Here is a 25832-nt window from a genome sequence, read left to right on the forward strand (position 1 = left end):
GAGCCGGACCTGAACCCCGTCCGGCACCACGACTCACTCGGGAGGCGACCACGGTGAACGGCACCTCACGTGTTCCCGCTCCGGGCACGGTCACCGCGGTGAGCGTGCATGGCCCCCGTGGCGTGCTCGACCTGACCGTGCCGGTCGACGCCACGCTCGACGACGTGTCGCGGACCTACTCCGCCGAGGCGGGCCTGCCCGCCGTGCTGCCGCTCGTCACCCGTGCCGGCGCGCCGCTCCAGCTGGACGCCGTCGTCGGCGACGTGGGCCTGGTGGCGGGCTCGGTCGTCGTCGCGGTCGACCCGTCCTCGCGGCCGGCGCCGCCCCGCAGCCGGTTCCGCGCCGGAGAGGCGGGCGAGACCGCCCTCGTCGCCGGTCGCGCCTCGGCCACCTGGTTCGCGCTCGCCGTCGGGTTCGCGGCCCTGGCGGGGTGGAGCGCGTCCCGGCTGCCGTACGACGACCGCTGGCCGGTCGTCGCCGTCCTCCTCGTCGGCGCGCTCGTCGGCTGCCTGCCGATCGGCGTGCTGCGCGCGCAGCGGGTCCTGGCCGCCCCGGCCTTCGCCGCCGCGGCGGGCTTCGCGCTGACCTGGGACCCGCTGCCCGAGCGGCTCCCGACCGTGTGCGGCATCGCCGCCCTCTGCGCGGCGGTCACCGCCGGAGCCGGGAGGGCGCTCGCCGACGCCGACAGCCCCGCGGCCGACGGTCTCCGGGTCTGGGTGGCCGTGGGTGCCGGCTGGTTCGTCGTCGCCGGCCTCGGCGCCCTCACCGGCGTGGCCCCGCAGGTCGTGTGGGCGGTGCTCTACCTCGCCGCCGTGCTCGCCGCCCGGTTCGTGCCCGAGCTGATGGTCGACGTTCCCGATCAGTACCTCCTCGACCTCGAGCGCCTCGCCGTCACCGCATGGTCGGCCCGCGAACGGCCGACCGGACGGCGCGGGCGGATCGTCGTGCCCGAGCAGGCGGTGCGCGCCGTCGCCGACCGGGGCGCCCGCGCCGTCACGGCGGCGGCGAGCGCCGTGCTGGTGGTCGTGGTCGTCACCACCCCGCTGCTGCTCGCCACCGCCGACCTGCCCCTCGACCGCACCGGCGCCCGCTGCCTGGTGGGCTTCGGGGGCGCCGCCCTGCTGTTCGCCGCCCGCAGCTACCGCCACGCCGCCGCCGGCCGGCTGCTGCGGCTGGCCGGGATACACGCCCTGAGCGTGCTCGCGGTCGTCCTCCTCGGGATCGCGCCCGGTGGCCGGGAGCCGGTGGTGGCGCCGGGAGCGGTGGCCGCGGTGGCCGTCGTGCTGGCCGGCGTCCTCGTGCTGGCGGCGGTGTTCGTCGGCCGCGGCTGGCGCTCGGCCTGGTGGTCGCGGCGGGCCGAGGTCGCCGAGGCGGTGTGCGGTGCGTTCGCCGTCGGCTCGCTGGTCGTGGCGGTCGGCTTCTTCCGCCACCTGTGGGAAGTCACGGGCTGAGGTTTAGCCCCTTGCGAGGCGCGGGTAGCACCTGACCCGTCGGCTCTTTGGCAGCGCTCGGGGAGCCAGATCGATGGAACCGCAATGCAGGGGCGGGTTGACGCCGCCCGCCGACCAGCAACCAAGGAGCAGACATGGCAGGCACGGAGTTCGGACACGGAGAAGGCGCCCTCAAGAAGGTCGCCGAGCTCGTGGCCACGACCAAGCAGGACCTCGTGAAGAAGTCGGGCGAGATGGAGACCGAGCTCGCGGCGATGAAGTCCGCGTGGGTCGGTGGCGGTGGCCTCGCGTTCGACAACGTCAAGAATGCCTGGATCGAGAAGCACAAGGTCGTCACGGCGGCGCTCGACAAGTTCGAGGCGTCCCTCATCGAGACCGAGTCGGACAACATGAACACCGACGGCCAGGTCAGCGGCGACCTCGCCGGCTTCCTGAGCAAGCTCGACGCCCAGTCCTGACCACCCTCACCCACGACCTTCCAGGAGTAGAACCATGACCGGACCTGACTACGGCGCCCTCGACGGACTGCGCGTCAACCACCCCAAGCTCGAGGCGGCCGCCCACAACATGTACGAGACGGCCAAGGCGATGAACGCCCGCCTCGACCAGCTCGAGAGCGACGCCGCCCCGTTCATCCAGACCTGGGCGCCCGACAGCGCCCAGCGGCTGAGCTACAACCAGGCCAAGACCGCCTGGGACTGGGCGATGAAGGAGCTGCTCGACCTGCTCGACGGCGTCTCGCAGACGACCTACCAGTCCAACGCCGACTACATCCAGGCGGACAAGCGCGGAGCGGGCCGGTTCTGATCGCGGACCCGGTTGCCCGCAGGCAGGGAGGGGCCGACCCCGGTGGTCGGTCCCTCTGTTGCTGTCGGCGGTGTCGAGGCCGTAGATCCCAGGTCCCCGCCGGCAACGCCGCTCGCGACGGCGGCGACGTGAGAGACACGTCCTAGGATCGGGGCCGTATCTCTCGGGGAAGGGTTGAGCAGATGACACAGGTGGGGCGCGCGAGCGCGGCGGTCGCGTCCGGACTGGTCCGGGTGACCGTCACGTCCGGGACCCGGCGAGTCGACCTCGTGCTCCCCGGAGCCATCCCCGTCGCCGAGCTGCTGCCCGAGCTGGCCCGCAGCGTCGGGCTCCTCGACCCGGCCACCGTCCACGGCGGCTACCGGGTCGGCACCTCCGAGGGCCGACGCCTGGCCCTCGACACCGGGCTGACCCTGCAGGGCATCGAGGACGGCGGCCTGCTCACCGTCACCGCCGGCGTCGACGACCCGGCGCCGCGGGTCTACGACGACGTGGTCGAGGCGATGACCGACGTCGTCGAGCACGACCTGGCGCCGTGGCACCCGGCCGCGGGCCGTCGTACGGCGCTGGTCGCGGCGGGCCTGTTCCTCGCGCTCGGCGCCTGCGCCCTGCTGGTGCAGCGCGGCTCCGACATCGCCGCCGCCGCGACCGCCCTGGTCGCGGCCGCGCTGTGCGCCGGCGCGATCGTGCTGTCGCGGGCGCAGGGCGAGCACGAGGCCGGGATCGGCGTGGCCTGGCTGGGCGCCGGGTACGCCGCCGTCGCCGGCGTCATGCTCACCCCCGACAGCGACGCCTGGTTCGCCGAGCCGCTCGCCGCGGCCGGCGCCGGTGCGCTGCTGGCCGGCGTCGTGTGCCTGATCGGCCTCGGCCCGGGCCGCACCCTCGCCTTCCCGCCGCTCGTCGTCGGTGCCCTGGCGCTCGGCGTCGGCGGCTACGTCCGCTCCGCGCCCGACGGCTTCGCCCCCGCGCCCCTGCTCACGACCGTGCTGGCGCTCGTCGTGCTGGCCGGCAGCGTCTTCCCGTGGCTCGCGCTCGGGGCGACCACCACCCGCGTCGACCAGCTGTACTCCACCGCCGACATCACCGCCGACCCCGACGACATCGAGCGCGACCGGGTCGCCGGCGATGCCCGGGTCGCCCACGAGATCCTGCTCGCGATCAGCGGCACGGTCGGCCTGCTCCTGGTCCTGGTCGCCCCTCTCGCGGTCAGCCTCGGCGTCACCGGCACCCTGCTCGCCGTCGACGCCTGCCTGATCGTGGTGCTCCGCACCCGCCAGTACCGCACCGGCAGCGAGGTCCTGCTCGGCCTCTCCTCCGGCGTCGCCGGCATCGCCGCCACCGCGGTCGCCGTGCTCGCCTTCCACGCCGACTGGCGTCCGACCCTGGCCGTCGTCCTCGCGGTGGTGGGCGCCGTGCTCCTCGTCGCGACGCTCAGCCCCGCCGCCCCGTCCGTACGACGCGGCCGGCTCGGCGACGTGCTCGAGTCGGTCGCCCTGCTCACCCTGCTCCCGCTCCTCGTCGTCGCCACCGGCCTGTTCGACCAGGTCCGCGACTGGATCGGCTAGCACAGGTCGTGTCTCCCGTTCCCTGGCGGCGCCCGGCCCGCCCAGCACGCACGCTGGCGGCGTTGCCGACGCTCGACGTGCGCCCAGCATGCCTTCGCGCCGGCGCCTGGCCATCGCACGCACTGGACGACCCGGGCATCCACCGAGGAACGGGAGACACGACCTAGATGGCCACCAAGAAGGACCTCGTCGAGGCCTATGCCTTCAGCCGGCGCCGGCTGGTGACGGCGTTCGTCTCCGGTGCGCCGGGCGGGCGCGAGGTCGAGCCCGCGCGTCCGGGCCGGATGATCGTCGGCGGCATCGCGCTCGCCATCCTCCTCGTCGCGGGAGCGGCGATCGCGGGCGCGCTCTCCGACCGGGCCGAGGTCGACTGGAAGAAGCCGGGCCTGGTCGCCGACGACCGTGGCGCGCTCTACGTCATCCTCGACGAGGACGCCGTGCCCGGCCTGCCGCGGGTGCGTCCGGTCATCAACGTGACCTCGGCCCAGCTGATCCTCGGCGCCGAGGTGCAGGCTCGCAAGGTGCCCGACGAGGAGATCGCCGGCGTGCGCAAGGGTCCGCCGATCGGCATCCTCGACGCGCCGGCGACGGTGCCGGCCGCCGACCACCTCGACGAGAGCGGCTGGACGTCCTGCACCGGCACCGGCCTCGGCATGCAGACCGCCGTCGCCGCGCGGCCGCGGGTCACGCCGGTGCCGACCACCGGCTTCGTGGTCAGGTCCGACGCCGACGGCGGTGTCTTCCTCGTGGCCGAGGCCGACGTGCCGGGGCTGCCCCGCCGCGCCTACCGCTACGCGCTGCCGACCGACAACGACGGGCTCTACACCGACCTCGGCATCTCGCCGAACGACCGGATCACCGTCCCGGACGCCTGGCTCGAGCTGTTCCCGCCGGGCGACCCGCTGGACGCCGAAGGCCTCGGTCTCGAGGGCGGCGGCCGGCCGGCCGGGCTCCCGGGGTACGACGGCGCGCGGGTCGGCGACCTGCTGGAGCGGACCGGGTCGACGTACGCCTTCACGAAGCAGGGCTTCGTCGAGCTGAGCCCGTTCGAGGCCGCGGTGCTGCGCAACACCACCTTCGGCAAGCGCGGCAAGCCGGTGGAGGTCCCCGACAACACCGATGCTCCGTTCGACATCGCCAAGCCGGTCGCGGGCGCCGGGGAGTTCTGGCCCGAGCAGGTGCTGACGGACTCGCTCGACCCTGCCGGGCAGGTCTGTGCCCAGCTGGTCACCGCCAAGGGCGAGCCCGCCGCCGCGCGGCTGGTCACCGCCCCGCAGGGCGACGCCAGCGCGGAGGATGTGACGTCCGGCGACCGCGAGGTCACGGTCGCGTCCGGACAGGGCGCCGTGATCCGCTCGGCCGACTGGATCACCGGCGACGACGGCACCATCCACCTGATCGACGACCGCGGCTACAGCTACCCGGTCGCCAGCACCTTCGACCTCGAGCAGCTCGGCTACGCCAAGGTCCCCGTGGTCGTGGTGCCCGACGTGTGGAACAAGCTGTTCGAGATCGGACCGGAGCTCTCCCAGGACGCGGCGCTGTGCCCGCCGTCCAAGGACCAGTCGTGCGGCTAGGTCGTGCGCGGTGCGCGGCCGCGACCTTGGCGGCCACCCTGATCGGGCTGTCGGCGCCTCGGGCGGTGGCGGTCGCGGCGGTCGACGCCCCGGTCGGCGCGTCCTGCCTCGACGTCTCGGCGTCTGCGGTCGACCCGCGTCCGGTCAAGGGCGAGAACACCGCCAACCTGTCCCTCCACGTCGCCGAGGCCCAGGCACTGGCCACCAAGGCCGGGCGGGGGCCGGGGGAGGGGGTGACGGTCGTCGTCGTCGACAGTGGCATCACCGGCTTCCAGGGCACCGCGCCGGTCGACCTCCCCAGCGGGCACGGCATCGCGGTCGCCGGCATCATCGCCGGTCCGGACCAGACCTCCCCGGACGTCGCGGTCGGGATCGCACCCGCCGCCGCCGTACGGGACGAGAGGTTCTACGACGCCCCGGATCGCGCGCAGGACGGCCAGCAGGTCCCCACGACCGCCGGACTCGCCGCGGCGCTGGGCCGGCTGGCGGACCAGCGCGCGCCGGGTGGTGGGCTCGGCGGCAAGGTGGTGGTCGTCGTACCCACGCAGGTGCCGCGCTCGCCCGAGCTCGCGACCCAGGTCGGCCGGCTGGTCGACTCCGGGGTGCTGGTCGTCGCCGCCTCGGGCGACCGCCCGACGGGCGAGGGCGGCTTCCCCGACGGCTACGACGGCGAGCCGAGGAAGGGTGAGGACGTGGCCGAGCTGATCTGGCCGGCCGCTCACCCCGGTGTCGTCGCCGTCGGCGTGTCGACGCCCGACAGCACCGGCACGGTGCTCCGCAGCTCCGACATCGACCTCGCCGCCCCCGGCGCCGGCGCCGTCTCCCGTGGCCGCGACGGCGGTTGGTGCGTGGTCGCGCCGGCCTCGACCGCCTGGGCCGCCGCGCAGGTCGCCGGCGTCGCCGCCCTGGTCTGGTCCCTGCACCCCGACGAGGACGCGGCCCAGCTGCGGACTCGCCTCGAGCAGACCGCCAGCGGCAACGGCGGCCCCTCCAGCCCGATCACCGGGTACGGCGTGGTGCAGCCGGTCGAGGCGATCCAGCGCACGGTCGCGGAGATGGGGGCCGAGTCCACCGAGCAGCTGGAGCCGGCCCGCCCTCCGCGAGCCGAGGCCGACGTGCTGGCCGGTGCCCGCCACGACGCCGTGTGGTGGGGGCTCGGCGGGGGAGCCGCGCTCGTCGTACTGCTGATCGCGCGCCCGCTGCTGTCCCGGCGGCGCTGATGCCACGGACCGCCCTGCGCGTCACCCTGCTCGTGGGGCTGCTCGTCGCGCTGTTGGGTGTGCCGACGGCGCCGGCCGAGGCGGGCGCGGCCGGTCGGCGGGTCGTCGTACGAGCGCCCGACCACGCCCGCAGCGGTACGTCGGTCCGGGTGCGGGTCCGGGTGCCGGCGGTGGGGCCGCGGCACCGCAAGGTGCGGCTGCGGGTCGTGACGGCGAGCGGCGTGAAGGTGCTGCGCGGCCGGTCCGGCCGGGGCCGGGTCGCCCGCTTCGACGTACCGCTGGCGCGGCCGGGCGTCGTCCTGCTGCGGGCGCGGGTGGCCAAGCAGGGCCGCCGGCCCGCGGTCCGCTCACGGGTCCGCGCACTGCGGGTGTGGCCGGCGGTGACCCCTCAGCTGCTCGCCCACCGGGGCCGGAGCGCGGTCGCGCCGGAGAACACGATGCCGGCCTTCACCGCGGCCGCCGGGCACGCTACGGGCATCGAGACCGACCTGCGTGCCACCTCCGACGGCCACCTGGTGCTGATGCACGACCCGACGCTGCGGCGTACCACCGACGTCCGGCAGGTCTTCCCCGGCCGGGCCGACCAGCCGGTCGAGACCTTCACCTGGGCCGAGCTCCAGCGGCTCGACGCCGGCCGCTGGTTCGGCGCGCGCTGGGCGGGGACCAGGGTCCCCGGGCTCGACGACCTGCTCCACTACCTGGCCACCACCGCCCTGAGCCTCCACATCGAGCTGAAGCAGTCGAGTGCCGACTTCGTCCAGCGCGTCGTCGCGGCCCTCCAGCCGTACCTGTCTTTGGTGGCTGCCGGCCGGATCCGGTTCGACAGCGCCGACCTGACCGGTCTCGAGCGGCTCACCTTGGCCCTCCCGAGCGCCCGGGTCGCCCTCATCCGCGCCGATCCGCCCGCCGACCTGGGGCCGCTCGCCGGCCGGGTCGACGCGGTCCACGTCCGGCCGCAGGAGGTCGACCGCGCCCTCGTCGCCCGCGCCCGGGTGGCCGGGATCGACGTCGTCGCCCGCACCACGAGCGCCCCCGCGACCCTCGCCGCCCTCGCCGCCACCGGCTGCTGGGCGGTGATGACCGACGACCTCGACCTCGCGGCCGAGGTGCTGGGTCCGCCGCCCGCCGCCCGGTGAGAATGCCGAACGGCGCCGACCTGGGTCGACGCCGTCTGCTGGCGGAGCTGGGGGGATTCGAACCCCCGAGGGCTGTTAACCCAACCCGCTTTCCAAGCGAGCGCCATAGGCCACTAGGCGACAGCTCCGTGGGAGAGATTACCGGCAGATGGACGGCGGGGTGGAATCGGGACTCCCCGAGGACCCCACCGGGCGACGTACCATCGACGCATGACCGCGCGGGGCGAGGACCCGGAGCCGTGGGCTCCCGTGGAGCATCTGCCCGCCGACGCGCAGCGGATGGGCCTCAACCGGCTGGTGCCCGACGGCGCGCTGCTCGAGCTCGCCGGGTCGCTCGACGGCTCGAAGCGCTCGCACCGGCTGGTCGCCTGGGTGCTGTTGGTCGTGATGCTCACGCCCGTCGTGCTGACGGTGGTCAGCCTGCTGCGCTGACCCCGGCGATGTGAGGCGCTCCCACGGCATCCTCTAAAGTGGTCCGCAACCCCCCACGTGGCGGTATCTCACCCAACTCCCCCAGGGCCGGAAGGCAGCAAGGGTCAGTGAGCTCTATCGGGTACGTGGGGGGCCTCTGCTTTCCTATGGGCGGCGCGCGAGGTAGAAGTAGTTGAACGGGTCACTGCGCACCTCGCGGACGTCGACGTCGACCAGGCCCGCCTCCTCGAGCATGCGGACGGCGGTCTGCCGGCCCCACACGGTGCCGAGCCCGGCGCCGCCGTGGGCGAGTGACACGGTCATGCAGTGCATCAGGCTGAGCGTGTAGAGGTAGGTCAGCCAGGGCAGGCCGAGGTTGTTCTCGACACCCGACTGGGCCTTGATGTCGACCATCACGAACGTGCCGCCGGGGCGCAGGGCGGCGGTGATGCCGGTGAGCACCCGGTCGGGGAACGCCTGGTCGTGGATGGCGTCGAAGGCGGTCACGACGTCGTACGCCGCGGCCTCGCCCAGCTCCGCGACGTCGCGGACCGCGAAGGTCGCGTTGGGCAGGCCCCAGTCGGCGGCCTCGGCGCGGGCGGCGTCGATGGCCTCGGCGCCGAGGTCGTAGCCGACGAACCGGCTGGCCGGGTAGGCGCGGGCGAGCAGGTTGACGGCGTGCCCGGACCCGCAGCCGATGTCGGCCAGGTCCGCGCCGGCGCTGAGTCGTTCGTGCAGGCCGGGGACGGTCGGTACCACGACGTCGAGCAGGCCCGCGTCGTGGACGGCGGCGGCGTCGGCGGCCATCAGCTCGTGGAAGCGGGGAAAGCGGTCGTAGCCCAGACCGCCGCCGCTACGGAACCTCTCCCGCAGCTCCGGCTCCACGCCGGCGAGCATGGTCAGCATCTTCAGGCTGCGCGCGAGGTTCACCGGGCCATCGGCGGGGGTGAGGCAGGCGGCGCGCTCGCGGGAGAGCGCATAGTGGCCGGTGGCGGCGTCGTAGGTCGCCACGTCGCCGGCGACGATGCCGTCCAGCCACTCGCGCAGGTAGCGCTCGTCGACGCCCGCCGCCTCGGCGAGGAACGCGGGGTCCGCGGGGCCGGTTCGGGCCAGGACGTCGAGCAGGCCGAGCTCGTCGCCGATGCCGAGGAGCAGGCCCAGGGCGGCGTCCTCGCGCACCCGGACCATCCGCTTCTGGAACGCCCTCGCCTCGTCGCGGTCGATCGTCGTCATCGTGCTCGTCCTCTCCCTCGGGGGCGCCCGGCCGTGTCGGGGCCAGCGACTAGGGTGACACTCGTGGACTCCCCGCTCGCGCTCTACCGCCGCTACCGGCCCGAGACCTTCGCCGAGGTCATCGGACAGGAGCACGTCACCGAGCCGCTGCGGGCCGCGCTCGCCGCCAACCGCGTCAACCACGCCTACCTCTTCTCCGGGCCCCGCGGCTGCGGCAAGACCACGAGCGCGCGGATCCTGGCCCGGGCGCTCAACTGTGAGAAGGCCCCGGTCTCCGACCCGTGCGGCGAGTGCGAGAGCTGTCGCGACCTGGCTCGCAACGGCCCGGGCTCGATCGACGTGATCGAGATCGACGCCGCGTCCCACGGTGGCGTCGACGACGCGCGCGACCTGCGCGAGAAGGCGTTCTTCGCCCCGGTGAAGAGCCGCTACAAGGTCTACATCATCGACGAGGCCCACATGGTCACCACGCAGGGCTTCAACGCCCTGCTCAAGCTGGTGGAGGAGCCGCCGCCCCACCTGCGGTTCATCTTCGCCACGACCGAGCCGGAGAAGGTCATCGCGACCATCCGGTCCCGGACCCACCACTACCCGTTCCGGCTGATCCCGCCGCGGCTGCTGACGTCGTACCTCACCGAGCTGTGCGCCCGCGAGGGTGTCTCGATCGAGCCGGCCGCGCTGCCGCTGGTCGTCCGGGCGGGCGCGGGCTCGGCGCGCGACACCCTCTCGGTGCTCGACCAGCTGCTCGGCGGCGCCGGCCCGCAGGGCGTGACCTACGACCTGGCCAGCGGGCTGCTCGGCTACACCCCCGACACGCTGCTCGACGACGTCGTCTCCGCGTTCGCGGCCGGCGACGGCTCGGCGGTCTTCGGCGTGGTCGACAGGGTGATCGAGACGGGACAGGATCCGCGCCGGTTCACCGAGGACCTGCTGCGCCGGCTGCGCGATCTCGTCATCATCTCCGCGGTCCCCGATGCCGCCGCGTCCGGCCTGCTCGACATCTCCGGCGACCAGGCCGACCGCCTCGTCGCCCAGGCGGCCGCCTTCGGCCGCGCCGAGCTGACCCGCGCCGCCGACCTGGTCGCCGCCGGCCTCACCGACATGCGCGGCGCCACCGCGCCGCGTCTGCTGCTCGAGCTGATCTGCGCCCGGATCCTGCTCCCCGCCGCCGACCACACCACCGAGGGGGTGCTCGCCCGCCTCGACCGGCTGGAGCGCCGCGCCTCCATCAGCGGTACGACGTCGGCGGAGTCCGCGCCTGCCCCCGCGCCCGCCGCGGTGCCCGCCCAGGACCGGCCGGCCCTGTCCCGACACGAGCGAGCCGCGCCCGAGCGGGCCGAGGAGCCGGCTCCCGCGCCCACCCCGGCGCCGGAGCCGGTTCGTGAGCCCGAGCCGGCTCCCGTCGTGGCCGCCTCGGAGCCGCCCGCCCCGGAGCCGCCGGCCCCGGAGCCCGAGTTCGTGGCCCCGCCTGCTCCGGACGTCGAGGAGGTCGCGCAGCGACCGTCACGAGACGCCGAGCCCGCCCCGGCGGGACAGGCACCCTCCAGTGACCTCACCCTCGTCGACATCCGCCGCCTGTGGCCCTCGGTCATCGACCGGGTCAAGAGCGTCAAGCGGGTCACCTGGATCCACCTCACCCAGAACTCCCAGGTCGTCGGGTTCAACGGCAAGGTGCTCAGCCTCGGCTTCCAGTCCGACGGCCCGCGTCGCTCGTTCGAGTCGGGTGGGCATGCCGAGATCGTCCAGCAGGCGGTGATCGACGAGATCGGCGCCGACGTGCGGATCGAGGCGATCGTCGACCCGGCCGCCGATCCCGGTGCCCGCGTCCCCGCGCCCGCCGCCCCTGCGGCACCGGCCCCGGCTCCGAGCGCTCCTGCTGCCGACGCCGGCGGCTGGCCGCAGGTCACCGCCCCCCCGCAGGCCGCCGCGCCGCCCGCGCCCGTCCACGACGCCGCTCCGGCCGCCCCGGCGGCCCCGCTCGACGACCCGCCGCCGTGGGCCACCGAGCCGCCGTCGGCGGACGGTCCGCCGGACCCCGGCCCCGAATCCGAGCCGGGCGCCCGCCGGCAGCGGATCGCTGATCTCCAGGCCCAGGCCGACGCCGCCGTGGAGGCGCCGCCGGAGGACCCGGACGCCGCCGTCGACTTCAACGACCAGGAGGTCGACGCCGAGTCCAGCGCCGAGCTCCTGGCCCGCGAGCTGGGCGCCCAGATGATCGAGGAGATCCCGCGCGGCGGCTGACCCCGCCGCGACTCCGACGTACCCGTCCTCCGCCGCAGACACAGAGAAGAGACCCACCCATGAGCCAGAACCCCTTCGAGGCCCTCGCCGGCGGAGGTGGCCTCGGCGGCCTCGACCTGGGCGCGCTGCTCCAGCAGGCCCAGCAGATGCAGGACCAGCTCCACGACGCCCAGCAGCGCCTGGCCGAGGCCACCGTCGACGGCTCCGTCGCCGGTGGCGCGGTGAGTGTGACGGTCACCGGCTCCGGCGAGCTGACCGCCGTCCAGATCAGGCCCGAGGCGCTCGACGGCTCCGATGCCGAGGCGCTCGCCGATCTCGGCGACCTGATCGTGGCCGCGTTCCGCGACGCCCGCGCCAAGATCGACGAGCTGGCCGAACAGACGCTGGGCCCGCTCGCCGGCGGGATGCCCGACCTGGGCGGCGGGCTGCCCTCGCCCGGCCAGCTCGGCTTCTGAGCGGGGGCCACCCTTGTACGAAGGCGTCGTCCAGGACCTCATCGACGAGCTCGGGCGGCTGCCCGGGGTCGGCCCGAAGAGCGCCCAGCGGATCGCGTTCCACCTACTGCAGGCCGACCCGGCCGACGTACGACGCCTCGCCGACGTGCTGATCGAGGTCAAGGACAAGGTGAAGTTCTGCTCGATCTGCTTCAACGTCGCCGAGGACGACCAGTGCCGGATCTGCCGTGACCCGCGCCGTGACCCGTCGGTGCTGTGCGTGGTGGAGGAGTACAAGGACGTCGTGGCGATCGAGCGGACCCGCGAGTTCCGCGGCCGCTACCACGTCCTCGGCGGCGCGATCTCGCCGATCGACGGCATCGGCCCCGAGCAGCTTCACATCCGCGAGCTGCTCACCCGGCTGGGCGACGGCACCGTCACGGAGGTGATCCTCGCCACCGACCCGAACCTCGAGGGCGAGGCGACCGCGACGTACCTCACGCGCATGCTCGGCCCCCTGGGGTTGCGCGTGACGCGTTTGGCCAGTGGACTTCCGGTGGGAGGAGACCTCGAGTACGCCGACGAGGTCACCTTGGGCCGAGCATTCGTGGGAAGGCAGACAGCGACATGAGCGACAACGACACCACCACCGAGCAGCTCCCGGGCCTCGCCGCGCTCGAGGCATTGATCGCGGTCGAGACCGAGACCGTGCGCCTCGCCGACGACATCGCGGCGTCGGTGCGCTCCTTCCTCGACGGCGTCCGGGTCGTCGCGGCGCAGGCGAGCGGCGGACAGGCGGTGTCCTTGCTGCTGCTCCAGATCAGCCAGATCGCGCTCACCGGCGCCCGGCTGGGCGTCCATCGCGACTTCGCGCCGCGCGACGAGTACCAGCCCGACGACGGCCCGGACCCCGACGACATCGACGAGCTGCGCCTCCAGCTGGCGAGCCTGCTCGGCCAGCTCGACACCTACAGCTACGTCTTCGACCCCTACGCGCCCGAGGTCGTCGAGGGCCTGCTCTCCGACGACCTCACCAGCATCGCGGCCGACCTCGCCGTCGGCGTGCGCCACTACGAGGCGGGCGACGTCGAGGAGGCGCTGTGGTGGTGGCAGTTCTCCTACGTCTCGTCGTGGGGGGCGCTCGCCGGCTCGGCGATGAAGGCGCTGCTCTCGGTCGTGGCCCACGACCGGCTCGACGTCGACCTCGACACCACCCAGGAGCTGGCTCTCGTGGAGGTGGCGTCCGCCGTACTGGACAGCGCGGAAAACGGCTAGCAGGCTCTCGTAGAATCGGGGATGGCCCCGTCGATGTGGCCTTGCCTAGAAATAGCACCACCCCCGAGACCACCGCCAGGAGTGAGCCCCCGTGGGCATTGTCGTGCAGAAGTACGGCGGCTCGTCGGTCGCCGATGCCGCCGGGATCAAGCGCGTCGCGCAGCGCATCGTCAACACGAAGAAGGCCGGCCACCAGGTCGTCGTCGTCGTCTCGGCGATGGGGGACACGACCGACGACCTGATCGACCTCGCCAACGAGGTGTCCCCGCTGCCGCCGGCCCGTGAGCTGGACATGCTGCTCACCGCGGGCGAGCGGATCTCGATGGCCGTGCTGGCCATGGCGATCCACGACCTCGGCCACGAGGCGCGCTCGTTCACCGGGTCGCAGGCCGGCGTGATCACCGACGCCGAGCACGGCAAGGCGAAGATCATCGACGTCACGCCGGGCCGGATCGAGGCCGCCATCGGCGAGGGCGCGATCGCCATCGTCGCCGGCTTCCAGGGCGTCTCCCAGACGACCAAGGACATCACCACGCTCGGCCGCGGCGGCTCTGACACCACGGCGGTCGCGCTCGCGGTCGCGCTCGGGGCCGACGTGTGCGAGATCTACTCCGACGTCGACGGCATCTTCACCGCCGACCCGCGCATCGAGCCCCGCGCCCGCAAGGTGCCGCGGATCTCCTACGAGGAGACGCTCGAGATGGCCGCGCAGGGCGCCAAGATCCTGCACCTGCGGTGCGTCGAGTACGCCCGCCGCTATGACATGCCCATCCACGTCCGCTCGTCCTTCTCCGAGAAGGAGGGCACCTGGGTCGTCAAGTCCGCAGATGTTGCAGGTGTTGTTCAGGAGGGTACGAATACGATGGAAGCCGCGATCATCACCGGCGTCGCCCACGACCGCAGCCAGGCCAAGATCACCGTGGTCGGCGTACCGGACAAGCCGGGCGAGGCGGCCGCGATCTTCCGCGCCGTCGCCGAGGCGCAGATCAACATCGACATGATCGTGCAGAACGTGTCGGCCGCCGCGACCAGCCTGACCGACATCTCCTTCACGCTGCCCGCCGGCGAGGGCCAGACCGCGATGACGGCGCTCTCCCGCCTGCAGGAGTCGGTCGGCTTCGAGTCGCTGCTCTACGACGACAGCGTCGGCAAGGTGTCCATCGTGGGCGCCGGCATGAGCTCCTCGCCCGGCATCTCCGCGCGCTTCTTCGAGGCGCTCTCGGAGGCCGGCGTCAACATCGAGATGATCTCCACCTCGGAGATCCGGGTCTCGGTCGTCGTGGCCGAGGTCCAGGTCGAGGCGGCCGTCAACGCCGCCCACGCGGCGTTCGACCTCGGGTCGGACGAGATCGAGGCTGTCGTGTACGGAGGGACCGGGCGATGAGCACCCCCATCAACATCGGCGTCGTCGGCGCGACCGGCCAGGTCGGCGTCGCCATGCGCCAGATCCTGCTCGAGCGGAGCTTCCCGGTCGGCGAGATCCGCTTCTTCTCCTCGGCCCGCTCGGCCGGCAAGGTGCTCCGGTTCGGCGAGCGTGAGGTCACCGTCGAGGACGCCGAGACCGCCGACCCGACCGGCCTCGACGTCGCGCTGTTCTCGGCCGGCGCCACGGCGTCGCGTGCGCTGGTGCCGCGGTTCGTCGACGCCGGCGTGATCGTCGTCGACAACTCCTCCGCCTTCCGCAAGGACCCCGCCATCCCGCTGGTCGTCTCCGAGGTCAACCCGGAGGCCGCTCGGGAGGTCATCGAGGCCGGTCGCGGCATCATCGCGAACCCGAACTGCACCACCATGGCCGCCATGCCGGTGCTCAAGCCGCTGCACGAGGAGGCCGGCCTGGTCCGGCTGATCGCCTCGACGTACCAGGCCGTCTCCGGATCCGGCATCGCCGGCGTCGAGGAGCTCGCCACGGGCATCGCGGCGGCCGGCGACAAGGCCCGCGAGCTGGCCTACGACGGCGAGGCCGTCGCCTTCCCCGAGCCGGGCGTCTACCGCGAGACCATCGCGTACAACGTGCTGCCCTTCGCCGGAGCGCTCGTCGACGACGGTCTGAACGAGACCGACGAGGAGCAGAAGCTCCGCAACGAGTCCCGCAAGATCCTCGGCATCCCCGACCTGCGGGTCTCCGGGCTGTGCGTCCGGGTCCCGGTCTTCACCGGCCACTCGCTGGCGATCAACGCGGAGTTCTCGCGCTCGCTCACTCCTGAGCGGGCGCGCGAGCTGCTCGCGGGTGCGCCGGGCGTCGAGCTCGCCGACATCCCGAACCCGCTCGCCGCGGCGGGCAGGGACCCGTCGTACGTCGGCCGGATCCGTCAGGACCCCGGTGTCGACGACGACCGCGGTCTCGCCCTGTTCGTCTCCAACGACAACCTCCGCAAGGGCGCCGCCCTCAACACGGTCCAGATCGCCGAACTGATCGCCGCCTCTCGCTGACCCGGCGCAAACTGACTGCTTCAAACGCGCTGACCCGGCGCAAAGCGAACCGAGATCTCGGTTCGCTTTGCGCCGGGTCAGCGGCGTTCTCGCGTCAGTTTGCGCCGGGTCGGCCTACTCGTTGGCTGGGTCGACGAAGGTCTTGGTGACCCAGACCGAGGCGAGGTAGGCGCCGATGCTGAGGATCGGCACGGTGATCAGGGTCGACCAGTGGTCGAGCAGGTCGATGAGGAACAGCAGCGCCACCACGGCGACCAGGCCGACTGCCAAGAAGCTGCTGCTGCCCGGGTCGGGGATGCCGAACGCCTTGAGCAGCTGGGCGCCGAGCAGGACGCACAGCGCGAACGTGGCGACCAGCAGGAGGAAGCCGGGACCGCCGCCGCAGGAGGAGGTGCCGCGAACGGCCTCGCAGCCGCGCAGGGACAGCCAGGTCAAGACGACCATCGCCGCACCCACCACCAGGCCGGTGAGGGCCGCGGCGCGGTAGACGGTCAGCAGGGGGCCGCTGTCGCCGAGGGTGGCGATCTCGGCGTCCTCCAGCGCCGCCGCGCTGACCGGCTCGGGCTCGACCACGAGGGTGGGCTCCGCAATGGCGTCGGGTCTGGGGGCCGGCTCGGGGGCCGGTGTCGCGGCGACCGGCTCAGGTTCAGGTTCGGGCTCGACGACCTCGACAACGGGCTCGGGCTCGACGACCGGCTCGGGCTCGGCGACCGGCTCGGGGGCCGGGCGGGCAGCAGGACGAGCGGGCGGAGCAGCCGCCGGGGCGGACTCGGCCGACGGCTCGGCGGACTTCTTCTTCCGCCCGAACAGCGTGGGCGGCTCCAAGCTGAGCTTCAGCTTGTCCTGCTCGTCTGACATGGCATGCAGTGTGTCACGAACGCACACGTGAGCGAGGGGTGGCCGCGGGACGGCACGGCGGCGACGGCCGGGTGAAAACGCCGAGGGGCGGAGCCGGTCTCACCGGATCCGCCCCTCGAGCTGTCGGGCTGACAGGATTTGAACCTGCGGCCTCCTCGTCCCGAACGAGGCGCGCTACCAAACTGCGCCACAGCCCGCCGATCACCGGCTTCGATGAAGCCGACTCACAAGCATCGGATCATAGCGGAGCCAGGGTCCGGACCCGCAATCGGGATAGCCCTCCGGCGAATCATCGCGGCTGCAACGTGAACAGCGTGGCCTCGGGGCGACAGGCGATCCGGATCCGGGTGTACGGGTTGGTGCCGAGGCCGGCCGACACGTGCAGCCAGGCCGAGCCGGGGTCGCCGGGCCGGGAGTCGGCGGGGTGGCGGTGCAGGCCGCGGGCGCGGGCGGGCTCGAGGTCGCAGTTGGTGGCGTACGCACGCGAGCCGCCCGGCCGGGGCAGGCGCACCTGACCGCCGTGGGTGTGCCCGGCGACGATGGCGTCGTAGCCGTCGGCGGCGAACTGGTCCAGCACCCGCAGGTACGGCGCGTGCGCGATCGCGAGGCGCAGGTCGGCCGTGGCGTCGGCGGGTCCGGCGACGGCGGCGAGGTCGTCGTACTCGAGGTGGGGATCGTCGACGCCGGCGAAGGCGAGGACGGTCTCGCCGATGGTGAGCCGGTCACGGCGGTTGGTGAGGTCGAGCCAGCCGGCGCCGGTGAGGCCGGTGCTGAGGTCGCGCCAGGGCAGCTGGGGGACCTGGGTGTGGCGGGTGCCGTCGTCGGGGAGCAGGTACCCGATCGGGTTGCGGAAGCCGGGCTCGAAGTAGTCGTTGGAGCCGTGGACGAAGACGCCGGGCCGGTCGAGCAGCGCGCCGAGGCTGTCGAGTACGACGGGCACCGAGTCGCGGTGCGCGAGATTGTCGCCGGTGTCGATGACCAGGTCCGGCTCGAGTCGCGCCAGGCCGCGCAGCCACTCCTGCTTGCGGGTCTGCCCCGGCGTCATGTGGAGGTCGCTGAGATGGAGCACCCGCAGCGGCCGCATCCCCGCGGGCAGTACCCGCAGGTCGAGCCGGCGCAGCGTGTACTGGCGTGCCTCCCACAGCGCGTACGACGTCACCGCGGCCCCGAGCATCCCCCCGACGCCGGCCGCCCGCAGCAGACCGCTCCCGAATCCCATTCGCCCAGTCTCGCCCACGGCAGGCAGAATCGAGGCATGTGTACCCTCAAGGAGCAGCTGCGCACCGATCTCACCGCAGCCATGAAGGCCCGTGACGATGTCCGGTCGTCGACGCTGCGGATGGTCCTGACCGCGGTCACCAACGCCGAGGTCGCCGGCAAGGTCGCCAAGCAGCTCACCGACGACGAGGTCCTCACCGTCCTCGCCGCGGAGTCCAAGAAGCGCCGTGAGGCCGCAGTCGCGTTCGAGGAGGGCGACCGCCCGGAGAGCGCCGCGAAGGAGCGTGCCGAGGCCGCCGTGATCCAGGACTACCTGCCCGAGCAGCTCGGTCCGGAGGAGATCGCCGCGATCGTCACCGCCGCCGTCGAGCAGGCCGGCGCCGCGGGTGCCGGGCCGAAGGCGATGGGCCAGGTGATGGGCATCGTCCAGCCGCAGGTCAAGGGCCGGGCCGACGGCGCCGCCGTCGCCGCCGAGGTACGCCGCCAGCTCGGCTGAGCCGGCAGGCCGTCAGCCGCGGCCCTTCTTGCCCTTCTTGCCCTTGTTCTTGCCCTTCTTCACCTTGGGCGTGCCGTCGGAGACGTAGAGCGTGACCGTGTCGCCGGAGGCGAGCCGGGCGCCGGTGCCGGGGGCGGAGTAGGCGACCAGGCCCCGGCCGACCGCGGAGTCGACGGTGCCGCCGTTGACCACGTTGAAGCCGAGGCCCTCGAGGACCGCCTTCGCGTTGTCGTACGACTTCCCGGAGACCGCCGGGACGGTGATCAGCAGGCCGCGGATGTCGGTCGAGGACGGTCGGGTGAAGTCGACGTCGTCGAGCAGGGGCGCGACGGCCTTGAAGGCGTCGCCCCAGATCGGTCCGGCGGTGGTGGAGCCGGAGGAGGAGTACAGGGTGCGGCCGCCGACGAGCTTGCCGTCGAGGGACTCGGGGTGGCCCTGCGGATTGACGCCGGCGACCATCGCCGCGCCGGCGAGGTTGGGGGTGTAGCCGACGAACCAGACCGACCGGTTGTCGTTGGTGGTGCCGGTCTTGCCGGCGGCCGGCTGGCCCGGGTCCTGGGCGTTGGCGAAGCCGCCGTCGATCACGCCGCGCAGCACGTCGTTGACGGCGTTGGCGACCGGGCTGGCGAGGACCTGGGTGCAGTTCTTCTCGTACTTCTTGAGCACGTTGCCCTGCGCGTCGGCGATCTCGGTGACCGGGCGGGCGTCGCAGTGCAGGCCCTCGGCCGCGAAGGTGGCGTACGCCTCGGCCATCTCCAGCGGGCTCACCCCGGCGACACCGAGCGTGAAGGACGGGACGATGTTGGCCTCGGTGAGCTCGGTGATGCCCATCTCGCGGGCCAGCTTCCACGGCTCGCACAGGCCGGTGGCCAGCTCGAGGTTGACGAAGAAGGTGTTGACCGAGTTCCTGGTGCCCTCGTAGAGGTTGGGCGAGGCCGAGGAGCTGGTCGAGTTCTTGGGCGTCCAGATCTCCCTGCTCTGGTAGGGCCCGTCGCAGGTCTCGAACTCGTTGAGCGGGAACCGGCCCGGGTTCGGGGCCGGGAACCGCTGGGTGAGTGGGATGTCCTGGTTGATCGCCGCGGCGAGCACGAAGGCCTTGAACGTCGAGCCGGGCTGGACGCCCGCCGCGTCGCCGTACCTGGTGGGCACGGTGTAGTTGAGGAAGGTCTCACCCTTCTTCTTGCCCATCGGGCGTGACTGGGCCAGGCCCTTCACGTTGCCGGTTCCGGGCTCGATCAGGGCCAGCCCGCCGATCGCCTGGTCGTCCTTGTAGACGTGGGCGGCGACCGACTCGTTGGCGGCCTTCTGGTAGCGCAGGTCGACGGTGGTCTTGATGGTCAGGCCGCCGTTGAAGATCAGCTGACGCCGCTCGTCCTCGGTGGTGCCCAGCGCGGGGTCGGTCATCAGCCAGCGCACGACGTAGTCGCAGAAGAACTGCGCCTCGGAGTTCACGCAGCCGTTGGGCTGCTCTTGGACCTTCAGCCCGAGCTTGCGGTCCTTGACCTTGTCGGCCTTCTCGTCGGGGATCACGCTGAGCTGGGCCATCCGCTCGAGGACGACGTTGCGGCGTACCGTCGCCTGGGCGGCGTTCTTCGTCGGGTTGTAGGCCTCGGGGCTCTGCACGAGGCCGGCCAGCAGCGCGGCCTGGCGCAGGTTGAGGTCCTTGGCGTTGACGCTGAAGAAGTGCTGCGCGGCGGCCTGGACGCCGTACGCGCCGTCGCCGAAGTACGCCGTGTTGAGGTAGCGCTCGAGGATCCAGTCCTTGCTGTGCCGCTTCTCGAGCGCGATCGCGTAGCGCAGCTCGCGCAGCTTGCGGCCGTAGCTGTCCTCCTTGGCGGCCGCGATCGCCTCCTTGTCGCCGTTCGCCTGCGTGATCAGGGTCAGCTTGACCAGCTGCTGGGTGATCGACGAGCCGCCCTGGGCGACGCTGCCGGCGGCCTGGTTGGTCAGCAGGGCGCGCATGGTGCCCTTCAGGTCCAGTGCGCCGTGCTGGTAGAAGCGGAAGTCCTCGATCGCGATGATCGCCTCGACCATGGTGCGCGAGATCTGGCGCAGCGGGACGTTGACCCGGTTCTGGTCGTAGAGCGTCGCGATGGTCTTGCCCTCGGCGTCCTGCACCTCGGTGCGCTGTGGCAGCTGCTCGGTCTCGAGCTCCTGCGGCAGGTCGTCGACGGACTCCGACACGTTGCGCGCGGAGAAGCCGAGCACGCCGGCGAACGGAATCGCCAGGCCGGAGACGACGACGCCGAGCACGACCGCGACGAGCAGCATCACGCCGAGGTGGGAGGCCACCTTGCCGGGGGGGAGGCCGTCGAACCTGCGAGACATGCGCTCAGGGTACGGGAACCCACCTCACCGGCCCGACTCGTCGCGATCGGCGGCCCCAGCGCCGCCAGAGCTGCGTTCTTCAGCAGTCTCGTAGTCCGATGTGACTAGACAGGTTGGGCCCAATGAGCGGTATCAGGATTGGCGATCCTCCTTTACTTTGGGTTCGGTCGGAGAGACCGAGCGCTGTGGGGGCGACGGCTCTTCGGATGTGGGAAGCATCAGGGGACGAATATGTGGGTTGAGGATTGGGCGCCGCGTGCCGCCTGCAGGGACCAGCAGCCGGACCAGCTCTTCGTCAGGGGCGCCGAGCAGAACAAGGCGAAGCAGGTCTGCACCAGCTGCGCCGTTCGCACCGAGTGCCTCGCCGAGGCGCTCGACAACCAGATCGAGTGGGGGGTCTGGGGCGGCATGACCGAGCGGGAGCGTCGTGCCCTGCTCCGTCGTCGCCCCGCTGCGTCGTGGCGCAAGGTCCTCGAGGACGCGCGCGACGAGCAGACCACCTCGGTCTGACCCTCCCGCGAGGCTCAGCCGCGCCGGGACAGCAGCGTCCCGACCCGGCGGAGGCCGGCGAGGTCATGCACGTCGCCCGCGAGAGCCGGTACGACGGCCGTCGCCACCTGCGGGTGCGCGGTCGCGAACCGCTCGCGCAGCGTGCGCTCGCGCTCGACCATGCGCACCCGGTCGGCGTGCAGCCGCAGCAGTCCGGCGGTCAGCGCCGCGCTCGGTGAGGTCGCGTCGGCGCGACGCAGCCGCTCGGCCGCGGCCATCGCCTCGTCGGCGGACAGCTCGCCGCCCGGGTCCGGGCTGGCCCGGTTGACGACCAGGCCGGCCAGCGGCATGTCGTCCTCGCTGAGCCGCTCGACGAAGTACTCCGCCTCGCGCAGCGCGTCCGCCTCGGGCGCGGCGACCACGAGGAACGCCGTACCGTCGGCCTTGAGCAGCGAGTAGGTCTGCTGCGCGCGCTGCCGGAACCCGCCGAAGACGGTGTCGAGGGCGGTGACGAAGGTCTGCAGGTCCTTGAGGAACTGTGCGCCGAGAATCCGGGTGAGCGCGTTGGTGATCAGGCTGAACCCAGCGCTCATCAGCTTGGCGGGGCCCTTCGCGGGCGCCAGCAGCAGCCGCACGAACCGGCCGTCGAGGAAGCTGGAGAGCCGCTCGGGAGCGTCGAGGAAGTCGAGCGCCGAGCGCGACGGCGGGGTGTCGACCACGATCAGGTCGTACGTGCCGTCGGCCCGGCCCCCGGCAGGAGTGGTCTGGGTGGCGACATGCTCACGGTACAGCTGGCCCAGCTTCTCCATCGCCATGTACTCCTGGGTGCCGGCGAACGAGCTCGACAGCGCGATGTAGAACGGGTTGGCCAGGATCTGCCTCGCCTTCTCCGGGCTGGCCTGGGAGAGCACCACCTCGTCGAAGGTGCGCTTCATGTCGAGCATCATCGCGTCGAGTCGTCCCTCGCCCTCGACGCCGACGACCGGCCGCGGGGTGTTGTCGAGCTCCTCGATGCCCATCGACTGCGCGAGCCGGCGGGCCGGGTCGATGGTCAGCACGACGACCTTCCGGCCCCGCTCCGCGGCCCGGAGCGCGAGCGCGGCGCTGGTGGTGGTCTTGCCGACACCGCCGGAGCCGCAGCACACGATGATGCCGGTGCCAGGGTCGTCGAGGAGGGCATCGACGTCGAGCGGGCCGGCCTGGCGGCCGGTCGCGGGGCCGACGCGGGAGGGACGGTGGGCGCTGCTGCGGGCCATGGTCACGCCATCCCTTGGGTCCGGAGGAGGCCGGCGAGCTCGTAGAGCCCGCCGAGGTCGATGCCGCCGGCCATCCGCGGCAGCTCGTACGACGGCACGTCCAGTCCCGCCACGATGGCCCGTTGCGAGTCCTCGAGCGCCCGGCGCTCGGCGTGGTCGGCGGCCTCGGCGAGCAACCCGTCGACGAGCGCCGGGCCGACCGCGATGCCGCCCTCGGCGAGGTCGGCCTCGATCGCGCCCCGGTCCAGGGTGCCGGCACGGGCGGCGGCGAGGTCGTCGGAGCTGAGGTCGCGGGGCCGGACCTGGTTGACGATCACCCCGCCCACGGGCAGCCGGGCCGCACGCAGCTCGGCGATCCCGTCGGCGGTCTCCTGGACCGGCATCTCCTCGAGCACGGTGACCAGGTGGACCGCCGTACGCGAGGAGCGGAACAGGGTCATCATGGTGTCGGACTGCGCCTTGATCGGACCGACCTTGGCCAGCCCGGCGAGCTCGTTGCTGACGTTGAGGAACTGGGCGATCCGGCCGGTGGGCGGCGCGTCGAGCACCACGGCGTCGTACTCGATGGCGTGCTTGTTGCGGCTGTTGCGCTGCACGGCCTCGTAGACCTTGCCGGTCAGCAGCACGTCGCGGACGCCGGGTGCGATGGTCGTGGCGAACTCGATGACACCGAACCGGTCGAGCGCCTTGCCGGCGCGGCCGAGGCGGTAGTACATCGAGAGGTACTCCAGCAGCGCGGACTCCGCGTCGATGTGCAGCGCGTGGACCACGCCGCGGCCACCGTCCTCACCCGGGAGGCCCGTCGTGAGGCGCCGTTCCTGGTAGGGCAGCGGGTCGACGTCGAACATCCGCGCAATGCCCTGGCGGCCCTCCACCTCGCACAGCAGCACGTTCCGTCCCCGGGTCGCGAGGGCGAGGGCGAGGGCCGACGCGACCGTCGACTTGCCCGTGCCGCCCTTGCCGGTGACGACGTGGAGACTCACCTTCGGCCAATCGCTCACCCGACGGAGCCTAGCTTCAGTGGCCACTGCCAGGATGGCGCGCACGTCGGGAGCTTGCGTCCAAGAGAGCGCCTCGGCGTGCCGTCGATGGCTTTCGTGTGGCTGCCGTGTCTAGCGCATCGTCAGGCCCCCGTTGATGCTGACGGCCTGGCCGGTGAGCGCCGCGGAGTCGCCGAGTGCGAGGTAGGCGAACAGCTCGGCGACCTCGCGAGCACGCGTCGGTCGGCGGTTCGGGATCGCCTTCAAGGTGGCGTCCAGGAGTCCCGGATTCGACGCCTTGAGGCGTTCCAGCGCCTCGCCCTCGACCGGCCCCGGACAGACCGTGTTCACGGACACGCCGTGCTTGGCCACCTCTCGCGCGAGTGCTCGGCAGAAGGCGTTGACTCCGCCACGTGCGGCCGAGCTGACCGCCTGTCCCGGCGCCCCGACGAGCGCGGAGTCCGAGCTGAGCACGACGATCCGCCCCGCCGCCTGAGCGACCAGCAGTGGCGCGACGCGATGGACGAGCGTCAGCACGGCGTGGAGCTCGACGTCCAGGATCGCGGCCCAACTGTCGGGCGTGGAGTCCAGGAACGGGCGCGGTGGCAGTGTGGTTCCGATGCAGCTGACCAGCGCGTCCACCCTGCCGTGTGCCCTGAGCCCGGCATCCACCCAGCCTGCCACCGACGCGACGTCGGACGCGTCGCATGCCTCCACTGTCGCGGTGCCAGGAGGCAACCGGTCGACCCAGGCGACGAGGCGGTCGCTGCGGCTCCTGGCGCCGAGATGGAGTCGGGCACCGCGCTCCACGAACACCCGAGCGACCTCGGAGCCGATTCCGCCTGCCGCGCCGGCCAGGAAGACCACCGGCGCGGAAGAGGACGAACTCGTTGACGCCTCATTCACCATATGTGTAGCGTACCGGCTATTGACTTGCGCGCAAGCAAAGGAGACGTGATGGACATTCGCGGGACTCATGTCGCCGACGCGCTCAAACAGCTCCGCCGGGGCGGAGCCGTCCTGCCGGGCTGGACCCAGCCGGGCCGTTCGTTCAGCGGTACGGCTCTTCTGGTCGAGTGTGTCTGGGAGCCGTTTCGTGACCTCGCTCCCGACGAGTATTCGACGGAGGCCATCGTCGAGGCCGTGACGCCGGGCTCGATTCCCGTGTTCGCCGCACATGACGACCCGCGCGCGGTCTGTGGCACCGTCGCCGCGCTCGCCTACGCCCGCGCCGGCGCCGCCGGCCTCGTCGTGGACGGTGCGATGCGAGGGGCGACCGAGTCGACCGACCTCGATCTGCCGGTCCTGGTGCGGCGTCACGCCGTCCTGTCCGGCTATGGCCAGGTCCGGCGGCGTCTCGTCGATCGGCTCATCCTGGGGAGTGCAGAGCTCTGCACTGGCGACCTGCTCGTCGCCGACGACGGGAGTCTGGTGATCGTCCCCGCGGACATCCGGGAGGCCGTTCTCGACTGTGCGACGACGTTGCGTGCCGCGGACGACGAGCTGATGCAACGTCTCCAGGACGGCGCATCCTTCGGCTCCGTGTGGCCGATCTCCGAACGCAATCACTTCATCAACCGCGACAAAGGGAGTAGCAAGCAATGACGATCACCGATAGCGCCCACCCGTTGGTCCGGCACTTCACCGATGCCGACTTCGTCGACCTGCACAAGATCACCGGGGACGTCCGCGAGGGTGGCCAGGTATGCACACTGGTCTCCGGGGAGTACGGCGGTTCGAACGACATCATGGTCGGACTCGCCCGTTTCGCGGCCGGTGAGTCGCGTCGGCCACACCACCATCCCCATGCCAGTGAGGTCTATGTGGTCCTGTCCGGCGAGCTGGTCATCCACATCGGCGGCGACGACGTGACCACGACCTACGGCAACGCCGTCTACATCCCGGAGAACACGGTGCACTCCATCCGCAACGACAGTGACGCACCGGCCGAGGTCCTCTGGGCCTTCAACCTTCCCGAGCGCGCGGAGCACGGACTCGTGTACGACGAGCACGTGTGGCCCGACCGCGCGTGATGGCCGACACCTTCCGCTGCGTCCATCTGACGCGCATCCGACCGGGGCAGCTTGCGAGCGTCAACGCCCGACTGGCCGACTATGCGCCAGATCCGGACGTGCTCAGCGCCCAGGGCATCCGCAGTCTGCAGATGTTCACGACCACCGAGAGCGCTCCGGACGGCGTCGTCGTCGCTGTTCTCGAGGGCACGGACGAGCAGGCTGTGCTGCGATTCCTCGATCAGAACGAGGAGGGGAATCGCTCGCTCATCGACCGGCTGTATCTGCCGCACACGCACGCCGCCGTCGTCGACGCGCCGATCCGGTTCCACTTCGGCCTGCGAAGCTAGGCCGCCGCGCACCGACGGTGCGCATCGACCGCCGACGCCGCGGCCGGCAGTTCTCACAACTGCCG

The 25832-nt window shown here is 72.5% G+C and carries 26 protein-coding genes, 2 tRNA genes and 1 other RNA gene; 20 read left to right on the forward strand and 9 right to left on the reverse strand.

The window, feature by feature from the left end:
* Positions 1-53: 53 nt before the first annotated feature.
* The 7 genes from ACUP6Y_RS02315 to ACUP6Y_RS02345 all read left to right on the forward strand — a co-directional run bounded on the left by ACUP6Y_RS02315 (position 54) and on the right by ACUP6Y_RS02345 (position 7756).
* Positions 54-1451 (forward strand): hypothetical protein, encoded by a 1398-nt coding sequence (locus tag ACUP6Y_RS02315; protein ID WP_462553995.1) that lies wholly within the window; start codon positions 54-56, stop codon positions 1449-1451.
* Positions 1452-1585: 134 nt separating this feature from the next.
* Positions 1586-1909 carry a WXG100 family type VII secretion target gene (locus tag ACUP6Y_RS02320; protein ID WP_462553996.1) on the forward strand — a complete coding sequence of 108 codons (324 nt, stop codon included), beginning with the start codon at positions 1586-1588 and terminating at the stop codon, positions 1907-1909.
* A 34-nt stretch (positions 1910-1943) separates the two neighbouring features.
* The gene (locus ACUP6Y_RS02325; protein WP_462553997.1) at positions 1944-2258 is read left to right on the forward strand and encodes a WXG100 family type VII secretion target; all 315 of its coding nucleotides are present in this window, start codon (positions 1944-1946) and stop codon (positions 2256-2258) included.
* Between the two features lie 182 nt (positions 2259-2440).
* Positions 2441-3823 (forward strand): type VII secretion integral membrane protein EccD, encoded by a 1383-nt coding sequence (gene eccD / locus ACUP6Y_RS02330; RefSeq protein WP_462553998.1) that lies wholly within the window; start codon positions 2441-2443, stop codon positions 3821-3823.
* 167 nt (positions 3824-3990) lie between these two features.
* Entirely contained in the window at positions 3991-5400 is a 1410-nt protein-coding gene (gene eccB, locus ACUP6Y_RS02335) for a type VII secretion protein EccB (RefSeq protein WP_462553999.1), read from the forward strand.
* Positions 5391-6620 carry a S8 family serine peptidase gene (locus ACUP6Y_RS02340; RefSeq protein ID WP_462554000.1) on the forward strand — a complete coding sequence of 410 codons (1230 nt, stop codon included), beginning with the start codon at positions 5391-5393 and terminating at the stop codon, positions 6618-6620. Before eccB ends, ACUP6Y_RS02340 begins: the two co-directional genes overlap by 10 nt.
* Positions 6620-7756 (forward strand): glycerophosphodiester phosphodiesterase, encoded by a 1137-nt coding sequence (locus ACUP6Y_RS02345; protein ID WP_462554001.1) that lies wholly within the window; start codon positions 6620-6622, stop codon positions 7754-7756. Before ACUP6Y_RS02340 ends, ACUP6Y_RS02345 begins: the two co-directional genes overlap by 1 nt.
* A 39-nt stretch (positions 7757-7795) precedes the next feature.
* Here the strand turns inward: ACUP6Y_RS02345 and ACUP6Y_RS02350 are convergent.
* A tRNA-Ser gene (locus tag ACUP6Y_RS02350) sits at positions 7796-7884 on the reverse strand.
* Between the two features lie 82 nt (positions 7885-7966).
* On the opposite strand from ACUP6Y_RS02350, the gene ACUP6Y_RS02355 reads away from it, so the two are divergent.
* On the forward strand, positions 7967-8188 hold the full coding sequence (locus ACUP6Y_RS02355; RefSeq protein ID WP_462554003.1) for a hypothetical protein: 222 nt from the start codon (positions 7967-7969) through the stop codon (positions 8186-8188).
* 47 nt (positions 8189-8235) lie between these two features.
* Positions 8236-8326, forward strand: an RNA gene (gene ffs / locus ACUP6Y_RS02360) — signal recognition particle sRNA small type.
* 6 nt (positions 8327-8332) lie between these two features.
* On the opposite strand, the gene ACUP6Y_RS02365 is transcribed toward ffs, so the two are convergent.
* Positions 8333-9400 (reverse strand): class I SAM-dependent methyltransferase, encoded by a 1068-nt coding sequence (locus tag ACUP6Y_RS02365; protein WP_462554004.1) that lies wholly within the window; start codon positions 9398-9400, stop codon positions 8333-8335.
* 33 nt (positions 9401-9433) lie between these two features.
* Here ACUP6Y_RS02365 and ACUP6Y_RS02370 point away from each other — a divergent pair, with 33 nt between their 5' ends.
* The 6 genes from ACUP6Y_RS02370 to ACUP6Y_RS02395 all read left to right on the forward strand — a co-directional run bounded on the left by ACUP6Y_RS02370 (position 9434) and on the right by ACUP6Y_RS02395 (position 15780).
* Positions 9434-11641, forward strand: a complete 2208-nt coding sequence (locus ACUP6Y_RS02370; RefSeq protein WP_462554005.1) for a DNA polymerase III subunit gamma and tau — start codon at positions 9434-9436, stop codon at positions 11639-11641.
* A 59-nt stretch (positions 11642-11700) separates the two neighbouring features.
* On the forward strand, positions 11701-12096 hold the full coding sequence (locus tag ACUP6Y_RS02375) for a YbaB/EbfC family nucleoid-associated protein (RefSeq protein ID WP_462554006.1): 396 nt from the start codon (positions 11701-11703) through the stop codon (positions 12094-12096).
* 13 nt (positions 12097-12109) lie between these two features.
* Positions 12110-12706 carry a recombination mediator RecR gene (recR, locus tag ACUP6Y_RS02380; protein WP_462554007.1) on the forward strand — a complete coding sequence of 199 codons (597 nt, stop codon included), beginning with the start codon at positions 12110-12112 and terminating at the stop codon, positions 12704-12706.
* Positions 12703-13350: a DUF5063 domain-containing protein gene (locus ACUP6Y_RS02385; RefSeq protein ID WP_462554008.1), complete on the forward strand. Its 648-nt coding sequence runs from the start codon at positions 12703-12705 to the stop codon at positions 13348-13350. The genes recR and ACUP6Y_RS02385 overlap by 4 nt, the downstream gene beginning before the upstream one ends.
* Before the next feature lie 91 nt (positions 13351-13441).
* On the forward strand, positions 13442-14734 hold the full coding sequence (locus tag ACUP6Y_RS02390) for an aspartate kinase (RefSeq protein ID WP_462554009.1): 1293 nt from the start codon (positions 13442-13444) through the stop codon (positions 14732-14734).
* Complete coding sequence (locus ACUP6Y_RS02395) at positions 14731-15780, forward strand: aspartate-semialdehyde dehydrogenase (protein ID WP_462554010.1); 1050 nt, start codon at positions 14731-14733, stop codon at positions 15778-15780. The genes ACUP6Y_RS02390 and ACUP6Y_RS02395 overlap by 4 nt, the downstream gene beginning before the upstream one ends.
* 114 nt (positions 15781-15894) lie before the next feature.
* Here ACUP6Y_RS02395 and ACUP6Y_RS02400 read toward each other — a convergent pair whose 3' ends face one another.
* The 3 genes from ACUP6Y_RS02400 to ACUP6Y_RS02410 all read right to left on the reverse strand — a co-directional run bounded on the left by ACUP6Y_RS02400 (position 15895) and on the right by ACUP6Y_RS02410 (position 17857).
* A complete protein-coding gene (locus ACUP6Y_RS02400) occupies positions 15895-16638 on the reverse strand; it encodes a hypothetical protein (protein WP_462554011.1) in 744 nt (247 codons plus the stop codon).
* Positions 16639-16761: 123 nt separating this feature from the next.
* Positions 16762-16835: transfer RNA gene (locus ACUP6Y_RS02405), tRNA-Pro, on the reverse strand.
* Positions 16836-16927: 92 nt separating this feature from the next.
* Entirely contained in the window at positions 16928-17857 is a 930-nt protein-coding gene (locus ACUP6Y_RS02410; RefSeq protein ID WP_462554012.1) for a metallophosphoesterase, read from the reverse strand.
* A gap of 36 nt (positions 17858-17893) precedes the next feature.
* Here ACUP6Y_RS02410 and ACUP6Y_RS02415 point away from each other — a divergent pair, with 36 nt between their 5' ends.
* On the forward strand, positions 17894-18352 hold the full coding sequence (locus ACUP6Y_RS02415) for a GatB/YqeY domain-containing protein (protein ID WP_462554013.1): 459 nt from the start codon (positions 17894-17896) through the stop codon (positions 18350-18352).
* Between the two features lie 12 nt (positions 18353-18364).
* Here the strand turns inward: ACUP6Y_RS02415 and ACUP6Y_RS02420 are convergent, their stop codons facing one another.
* A complete protein-coding gene (locus ACUP6Y_RS02420; protein WP_462554014.1) occupies positions 18365-20680 on the reverse strand; it encodes a transglycosylase domain-containing protein in 2316 nt (771 codons plus the stop codon).
* A 231-nt stretch (positions 20681-20911) separates the two neighbouring features.
* On the opposite strand from ACUP6Y_RS02420, the gene ACUP6Y_RS02425 reads away from it, so the two are divergent.
* A complete protein-coding gene (locus ACUP6Y_RS02425; protein WP_462554015.1) occupies positions 20912-21190 on the forward strand; it encodes a WhiB family transcriptional regulator in 279 nt (92 codons plus the stop codon).
* A gap of 14 nt (positions 21191-21204) precedes the next feature.
* Here ACUP6Y_RS02425 and ACUP6Y_RS02430 read toward each other — a convergent pair whose 3' ends face one another.
* From ACUP6Y_RS02430 to ACUP6Y_RS02440, 3 genes are all read right to left on the reverse strand, one after another.
* Positions 21205-22425, reverse strand: a complete 1221-nt coding sequence (locus ACUP6Y_RS02430; protein ID WP_462554016.1) for an ArsA family ATPase — start codon at positions 22423-22425, stop codon at positions 21205-21207.
* A 2-nt stretch (positions 22426-22427) separates the two neighbouring features.
* Positions 22428-23471, reverse strand: a complete 1044-nt coding sequence (locus tag ACUP6Y_RS02435) for an ArsA-related P-loop ATPase (protein ID WP_462554017.1) — start codon at positions 23469-23471, stop codon at positions 22428-22430.
* A 66-nt stretch (positions 23472-23537) separates the two neighbouring features.
* Complete coding sequence (locus tag ACUP6Y_RS02440) at positions 23538-24383, reverse strand: SDR family NAD(P)-dependent oxidoreductase (RefSeq protein ID WP_462554018.1); 846 nt, start codon at positions 24381-24383, stop codon at positions 23538-23540.
* Here ACUP6Y_RS02440 and ACUP6Y_RS02445 point away from each other — a divergent pair.
* From ACUP6Y_RS02445 to ACUP6Y_RS02455, 3 genes are read left to right on the forward strand one after another with little or no spacing between them, the layout of a single operon-like run.
* Positions 24363-25010, forward strand: a complete 648-nt coding sequence (locus ACUP6Y_RS02445; RefSeq protein ID WP_462554019.1) for an RraA family protein — start codon at positions 24363-24365, stop codon at positions 25008-25010. The two genes, ACUP6Y_RS02440 and ACUP6Y_RS02445, sit on opposite strands and share 21 nt — an antisense overlap.
* Complete coding sequence (locus ACUP6Y_RS02450; protein ID WP_462554020.1) at positions 25007-25438, forward strand: cupin domain-containing protein; 432 nt, start codon at positions 25007-25009, stop codon at positions 25436-25438. Before ACUP6Y_RS02445 ends, ACUP6Y_RS02450 begins: the two co-directional genes overlap by 4 nt.
* Entirely contained in the window at positions 25438-25767 is a 330-nt protein-coding gene (locus tag ACUP6Y_RS02455) for a hypothetical protein (protein WP_462554021.1), read from the forward strand. The genes ACUP6Y_RS02450 and ACUP6Y_RS02455 overlap by 1 nt, the downstream gene beginning before the upstream one ends.
* Positions 25768-25832: the final 65 nt, after the last annotated feature.

It is taken from the genome of Nocardioides sp. S5-5, from assembly GCF_054954065.1.